The sequence below is a fragment of the Martelella sp. genome (assembly GCF_984369615.1).
The window spans coordinates 1-6,294 of the sequence record NZ_CFHTCS010000262.1 but is presented as its reverse complement, the minus strand read 5'-3'; the positions used below and the strand labels follow the sequence as shown (position 1 = coordinate 6,294).

The following is a 6,294-nucleotide window of genomic DNA, read 5'->3' as shown; positions in this document are numbered from 1 at the left end:
GGTAAAAAGGCCGACCAGCAGGAAGAGCGGCGTCAGCACCGAGTTGAACAGCCAGAACAGCGCCAGATGCACGGCGGCCGTCAGGAAATCCATCCTCAGCCCGTCGGTCCGTACGATCCTGAGGCCCATCGAGCGCATGCCGAGGGAAGCCTGGGAGATGCCGCCCATGGTGAAGCCGAAATAGAACACGGCGACGATGAAATAGAGCACCGGATAGAGGAAGAAGGCGAGGCCGAGCGTTGCGATGCCGACGAAGAACAGCAGAACCGCCGCCGGCACCCACAGGATCGCGATGATCAGGTAGTCGACCAGAAACGCCAGAACCCGGCGCGACAGAACGCCGGAATAGGCTGGGCTGCCGGCATTCGGCGCATAGGACATGTCGCGTTCGAGGGTCATGGGTACTTCTCTTTCGTGTTCAGCCAAGGCATCGTTCAATCACAAATCTCGAAGTGCCCGCTCATTTCGCCGGAGTCAAAGGCGCGCGAAGCTGCTTCGAGGTATTGGTCCCACTTCTGCACATAGGAAGTGCCGTGGAGGGCTTCAATGGGGCCGGTGCCAAGGCTCCAATCCGGGTGCCTGATGCTGAAGAAGTGAATCTCTCTGTTCACGCCGATGGGGTAGAGATAGTTGGCGCCGCCGAGAGCCTTGAACATGTTGTCGTTCATGATCTGACGGCACATGCGATCGGGGCAGTCCTGCAGGTCGTACCTGGCCTTGAGACGCACGTGCGGCTCCTGATCCTTGGCAAGGGTCATCAGGCCGCGCATGTCCGTGGCCTCGTAGTTGCTGCTGACGACAAGTATATCGCTTTTGCCTTCCGGCTCCTTGCCGAACAGAACCTGGTAGGACAGGTCGAAGGAAAGCTGCGTCAAAACCAGATTGTCGCCGGCCTTGATGAATCGCAGCCCGATGCCGTGGCCACCGGTTGAGAGCTTTATGCCGCCGAGCTCCCGCTCAAAGCGGAGCCGGGTGGTCGCGCCCTCGAATATCGGATCACAGAATGCTTCAGTTCCGTAAGGCCCGCGGATGAAGGCGCCGGCGTCTTTCTCCGCCATTTGCTGCAGCACCGCGGTCTTGGCAATATCTTCCCGCACGAGTGTGAACCATGCGGAATCGGTTTGCACCTCGCCGAAAGCCTCAAGCGCCTCCTCCTTGTTCGTCCCGTCCATCATGCGGGTTATGGCAAGAAAGGGGCGGGACTCGTCGTGGCCTCTCGCCACGGCGGTCTCGAAATAATCGCGAGCCTGCCGGATATTGCCGGGGCCGAGCAGGTGGTTGAACTGGTAGCGGCCGAGCAGATAGGCCGCCGACGCATTGCCCTGTTCGTAAGACCGCTCGATATAGGGCAGCGCCTCTGCGTAATCGACCTTTTCCTTTCCGATGTAGAACTGCATGAGATAGAAGCTGGCCGCAGGAACATTGGCGGCATCGGCCTGCCTGAGCAGGGCGAGACCGTGTTCGACATTCCGCTCGCCGGCAAGTCCCAGCGCCTCGGCCGCACCCACGCGCGCCTTTGCCTCCTCGGAGCCGTTCTCTGCAGCGGCAATCAGTTCCGGCAGGGCCGCTTCATAGTCACGGGCATCGAAACGATCGATCGCCGCGCGGAGTTCCGGCGAAACCTCTTCGGCCCGCGCGGTTGAAGAAACAATAACAACAAGCAGCACGAACAGGAAGCGGCGCATGAGCCCTCCATAAATCAAGGTTTATTTACAACATTGATTGTTCGGCTCCAGACGCCCGAGAACGCCACGCCTCACTCAGCCGATGCTAAGCGAGACTTCAGTTCTTTTCCAGCTTTTCCGCCGCTTCCATGGCGAAATAGGTGAGGATGCCGTCGCAGCCGGCGCGCTTGAACGACAGAAGCGTCTCCATCATCACCCGCTCGCCGTCGATGGCGCCGCGTTCGGCAGCCATGCGGATCATCGCATATTCGCCGGAGACCTGGTAGGCAAAGACAGGCAGGCCAAAGGTCTCCTTCATCCGCCAGCAGATGTCGAGATAGGGCAGGCCGGGCTTCACCATCAGCATGTCCGCGCCTTCCTCGACGTCCAGAGCGGCATCGCGCAGCGCCTCGGTTCCGTTTGCCGTGTCGACATAATAGCTCGCCTTGTCGCCCTTCAAGAGGCCCTTGGTGGCGATCGCCTCGCGGTAGGGGCCGTAAAAGCCGGAGGAGAACTTGGTCGCATAGGACATGATGCCGACGTTCTGGAAACCGGCTGCATCCAGCCGCTCGCGGATCGCGCCGATGCGCCCGTCCATCATTTCGGAGGGCGCGATGATGTCGGCGCCGGCCTCGGCCTGCAGCACGGCCGCCGCGCAGATATGGTCGACTGTCAGGTCATTGACGATTTCGTCGCCGACGAGAATGCCGTCATGGCCATGGCTGGTGAAGGGATCGAGGGCAACGTCGGTGATCACGCCGACGCCTGGTGCGGCCTTCTTGATCGCGCGCGTCGCGCGGTTGATCAGGTTGTCTGGGTTGAGGATCTCCGATCCGTTCATGTCGCGCTTTTCCAGCGCGATGTTGGGAAAGGTCGCGATCGCGGGAATGCCGAGCGCCTCGGCCTTGCGGGCCGCTTCCGCCAGCCGGTCGACGCTCATGCGCGACACGCCCGGCATCGCCGGGATCGGTTCCTCGACATTGTCGCCCGGAATGACGAAGACCGGCCAGATCAGGTCGTCCACCGTCAACCGGTTCTCGCGCACCAGCCGGCGCGTCCAGTCGGCCTTGCGGTTGCGGCGCATGCGGCGATGGCCGGTGATCCGGTCGACGAGATGGGTCTTGTCGTTGGCGTCGTTCATCCTGATCCTCCGGCGATTTCAGTGCCCTTGATGTTCATCAGGCTTGTAGCACGCAGGTCCCGACGAAAAAACAACCCAATTTGTCACATCGCCGCCGGCTTTTGCGGGTTTGTCAGCGGCCGTTTGCCGCGTATAAGGCGGACATGTCTTCAGAGTCGAGCGCAGCGCCCAGACCCAGTTTTTCGCAGACCGCTTTCCTGGTGTTCAAGCGGTGCGTCGCCGTGTTTCTTTTCGTTATGGCGCTTTCCAGCTGGGCGGCGCTGATTGGGTTGACCGAAGGCGGGGCCGGTCGATTCGACCTCGTGCATGCCGATGTGCGTCTCGTCGAGGCGGTGCTTGCCGTGCTCTATCCCGTGGCCGCCGCCGGACTGTGGTTCGGGGTTGGCTGGGGCTTCGTGCTCTGGGTGCTCGGCGCCGCCGTCCAGATAGTCGCCCACAGCGCCTATCCGCACATTTTCGGCAATGCGCCGGGGCTGTCCGCGCTTCACATTCTGTTGATCGGTTTCTACGTCTCCTTCTGGGTTTACCTTGCCTTCATTCGACGGCGCTAGAATCGACGACGGCAGCCTTCCGACCGGCTTTGAAAACCGACAATAATTGGCCATATTGCTGTGCGAGGGCATCGACTTTGAGACGGGCGCGGCCTTGCCGCCCGAGGGACCGAACGAGATTTGGATTTGATGACAAAAGACCTGGACCGGAAAACGCCTACCAATAAAACTGTGTCGCGCCGTCGCTTCATCGCCGGCGCCGCCGGTGTGCTGGCGATGCCGCATCTGGCCTCGGCGCAATCGGCTGTCGACGCGCTGATCAATACGCCCGGACGCGGCAACTGGGATGACCAGTTCGATGCCTTCACATCGCGCGCGCCGGCCAGCGTCAGTTCCAACCAGCCGATCCTCGGACCGAACGCGCCGGCAAACCTGATGCAGGCGATTGCCCAGTATCAGCAGATCGTCACCAGCGGCGGCTGGCCGCAGGTGCATCCCAACGTGCCGCTTCAGTTCGGCGTCTACGACCCTTCCGTCCAGCAACTGCGCCAGCGCTTGATCGTTTCCGGCGACCTGCCGCGCTCGGCGGGCATTTCGGACTCCTACGATTCCTACGTCCAGGGCGCCGTGCGCCGCTTTCAGGCGCGTCACGGCCTGTCCGAGACCGGCTATATCGATGAATACACGCTGAAGGCGCTCAATGTCAGCGCCCGCGTCCGCCTTGCGCAGCTGGAGACGAACCTGACGCGCGTGGAGGATCTCGGCTCCGACCTCGGCGAGCGCTATGTTCTGGTCAATATCCCGGCCGCCTATTGCGAGGCCGTGGAACAGGACAGCGTGGCGCTGCGCAATGTCGCCATTGTCGGCCGGCCTTCGCGCCCGACGCCGATTCTCAACTCGAAGATTTTCGAGATCATCTTCAATCCGCCCTGGACCGTGCCGCGCTCGATCATCCAGAAGGATATCATGCCGCTGATGCGCGAGGATCCGAACTACCTGGTCGACAACAAGATCCGGCTCTACGACAACAAGGGCAACGAAGTCGATCCGATGACGATCGACTGGAACGCGGAGAAGGCGCCGAACCTGACCTTCCGACAGGATCCGGGCCCCAACAGCGCCATGGCCTCGACCAAGATCAACTTCCACAACAAGCATGCCGTCTACATGCACGACACGCCGAGCCAGTCGCTGTTCAACGACATCGTGCGCTTCGAATCGTCGGGCTGCGTCCGTATCGAGAACGTCCGCGACCTTGATGTCTGGCTGTTGAAGAACACGCCCGGCTGGGATCGTCAGCATATCGAGCAGACCATCCATGCCGGCATTTCCACGCCGGTGAACCTTGCCGATCCGGTGCCGAACCATTTCGTCTACATCACGGCGTGGTCGGCCAAGGACGGGGTCGTTCAGTTCCGCGATGATATCTACAATCTCGACGGCGCGCCGGAACTGGCGCTGCAGACGACCAGCGGCATCGAATAGAGCGTCGGGCGAAAAACGGGGCGCCGGTTTTTCGGTAACCCGATGATTGAGGCAGCGGCCTTCGTATTCATGATCGAAAATGCCGCCGGCGGGCCATGTTCGCCGGCGGTTTTCGTCTATTGCACGATGATCGATCGGAGGATAGAACGCTTCCGCCCGCCTGCCACAAGTGAGGAACCCGCGATGACTAGCCAGACAGTGTTTACCGAGACCTTCTTCAACCGCACGCTCGCCGACACCGATCCGGAAATCTTCGACGCGATCGGCAAGGAGCTCGGTCGCCAGCGTCATGAAATCGAGCTGATCGCCTCGGAAAACATCGTCTCGCGCGCCGTGCTCGAGGCGCAGGGTTCGATCATGACCAACAAATATGCCGAGGGCTATCCGGGCAAGCGCTACTATGGCGGCTGCCAGTTCGTCGACATTGCCGAAGAACTGGCGATTGAGCGCGCCAAGAAGCTGTTCGGCGTCGAATTCGCCAATGTGCAGCCGAATTCCGGCTCTCAGATGAACCAGGCCGTCTTTCTCGCATTGCTGCAGCCCGGCGATACCTTCATGGGCCTCGACCTCAATTCCGGCGGTCACCTGACCCACGGATCGCCCGTCAACATGTCGGGCAAGTGGTTCGATGTCGTTTCCTACGGCGTGTCGCGCGACGATAATCTGATCGATATGGACGAGGTCGCCAGGAAGGCCGAGGAGCACAAGCCGAAGCTGATCATCGCCGGCGGCACGGCCTATTCGCGCATATGGGACTGGAAGCGCTTCCGCGAGATCGCCGATTCCGTCGGCGCCTATCTGATGGTCGACATGGCCCATATCGCAGGGCTTGTTGCCGGTGGGGTGCATCCCTCGCCGTGCCCGCATGCCCATGTTGTCACGACGACGACGCACAAGTCGCTCCGCGGCCCGCGCGGCGGCATGGTGCTGACCAATGATCCCGACATCGCCAAGAAGATCAATTCCGCCGTCTTCCCCGGCCTTCAGGGCGGTCCGCTGATGCATGTGATCGCCGCCAAGGCGGTGGCCTTCGGCGAGGCGCTGCAGCCGGAGTTCAAGGCCTATGCCGAGCAGGTGGTCAAGAATTCCCGCGCGCTCGCCGCCTCGCTGATGGACGGCGGGCTTGATGTGGTTTCCGGCGGAACCGACAACCACTCCATGCTGGTCGACCTTCGGCCGAAGAACGCCACCGGCAAGCGCGCGGAAGCCGCCCTTGGCCGCGCCTACATCACCTGCAACAAGAACGGCATTCCCTTCGATCCGGAAAAGCCCTTCGTCACCTCGGGCGTCCGTCTCGGCACGCCTGCCGGCACCACGCGCGGCTTCACCGAGGCCGAATTCGCCGAAATCGGCAAGCTGATCGTCGAGGTTCTGGACGGGCTGAAGGAGGCCAATTCGGATGAGGGCAATGCAGCGGTCGAAAAGGCCGTGCGTGAAAAGGTCGTCGCGCTGACCGAACGCTTCCCGATGTATGGCTATATGGGCTGATGCGCTGCCCGTTCTGCAATTCGCC

6 protein-coding genes are annotated in these 6,294 nt (G+C 61.6%); 3 read left to right on the top strand and 3 right to left on the bottom strand.

The window, feature by feature from the left end; translation table 11 throughout:
* The 3 genes from AC5DC2_RS17575 to hemB all read right to left on the bottom strand — a co-directional run.
* Positions 1-381, bottom strand: a 381-nt coding sequence (locus tag AC5DC2_RS17575; RefSeq protein ID WP_491699407.1) for an RDD family protein, incomplete at its 3' end; no start/stop codon positions are given.
* 53 nt (positions 382-434) lie between these two features.
* Entirely contained in the window at positions 435-1,685 is a 1,251-nt protein-coding gene (locus AC5DC2_RS17570) for a tetratricopeptide repeat protein (RefSeq protein WP_491699406.1), read from the bottom strand.
* Between the two features lie 97 nt (positions 1,686-1,782).
* Positions 1,783-2,805: a porphobilinogen synthase gene (gene hemB / locus AC5DC2_RS17565; protein ID WP_491699405.1), complete on the bottom strand. Its 1,023-nt coding sequence runs from the start codon at positions 2,803-2,805 to the stop codon at positions 1,783-1,785.
* Between the two features lie 143 nt (positions 2,806-2,948).
* On the opposite strand from hemB, the gene AC5DC2_RS17560 reads away from it, so the two are divergent.
* The 3 genes from AC5DC2_RS17560 (at position 2,949) to glyA (ending at position 6,269) form a co-directional block, all read left to right on the top strand.
* Positions 2,949-3,356: a DUF6163 family protein gene (locus AC5DC2_RS17560; protein WP_491699404.1), complete on the top strand. Its 408-nt coding sequence runs from the start codon at positions 2,949-2,951 to the stop codon at positions 3,354-3,356.
* Positions 3,357-3,485: 129 nt separating this feature from the next.
* A complete protein-coding gene (locus AC5DC2_RS17555) occupies positions 3,486-4,781 on the top strand; it encodes a L,D-transpeptidase family protein (RefSeq protein ID WP_051424109.1) in 1,296 nt (431 codons plus the stop codon).
* A 183-nt stretch (positions 4,782-4,964) separates the two neighbouring features.
* On the top strand, positions 4,965-6,269 hold the full coding sequence (gene glyA, locus AC5DC2_RS17550) for a serine hydroxymethyltransferase (RefSeq protein ID WP_491699403.1): 1,305 nt from the start codon (positions 4,965-4,967) through the stop codon (positions 6,267-6,269).
* The last annotated feature ends 25 nt before the right edge of the window (positions 6,270-6,294 follow it).

What these genes read in the sequence shown, in the direction of transcription:
- hemB (WP_491699405.1), bottom strand. Translation starts at nt 2,805, where the DNA reads ATGAACGACGCCAACGACAAGACCCATCTCGTCGACCGGATCACCGGC.
- AC5DC2_RS17555 (WP_051424109.1), top strand. Translation starts at nt 3,486, where the DNA reads ATGACAAAAGACCTGGACCGGAAAACGCCTACCAATAAAACTGTGTCG.
- AC5DC2_RS17570 (WP_491699406.1), bottom strand. Translation starts at nt 1,685, where the DNA reads ATGCGCCGCTTCCTGTTCGTGCTGCTTGTTGTTATTGTTTCTTCAACC.
- glyA (WP_491699403.1), top strand. Translation starts at nt 4,965, where the DNA reads ATGACTAGCCAGACAGTGTTTACCGAGACCTTCTTCAACCGCACGCTC.
- AC5DC2_RS17560 (WP_491699404.1), top strand. Translation starts at nt 2,949, where the DNA reads ATGTCTTCAGAGTCGAGCGCAGCGCCCAGACCCAGTTTTTCGCAGACC.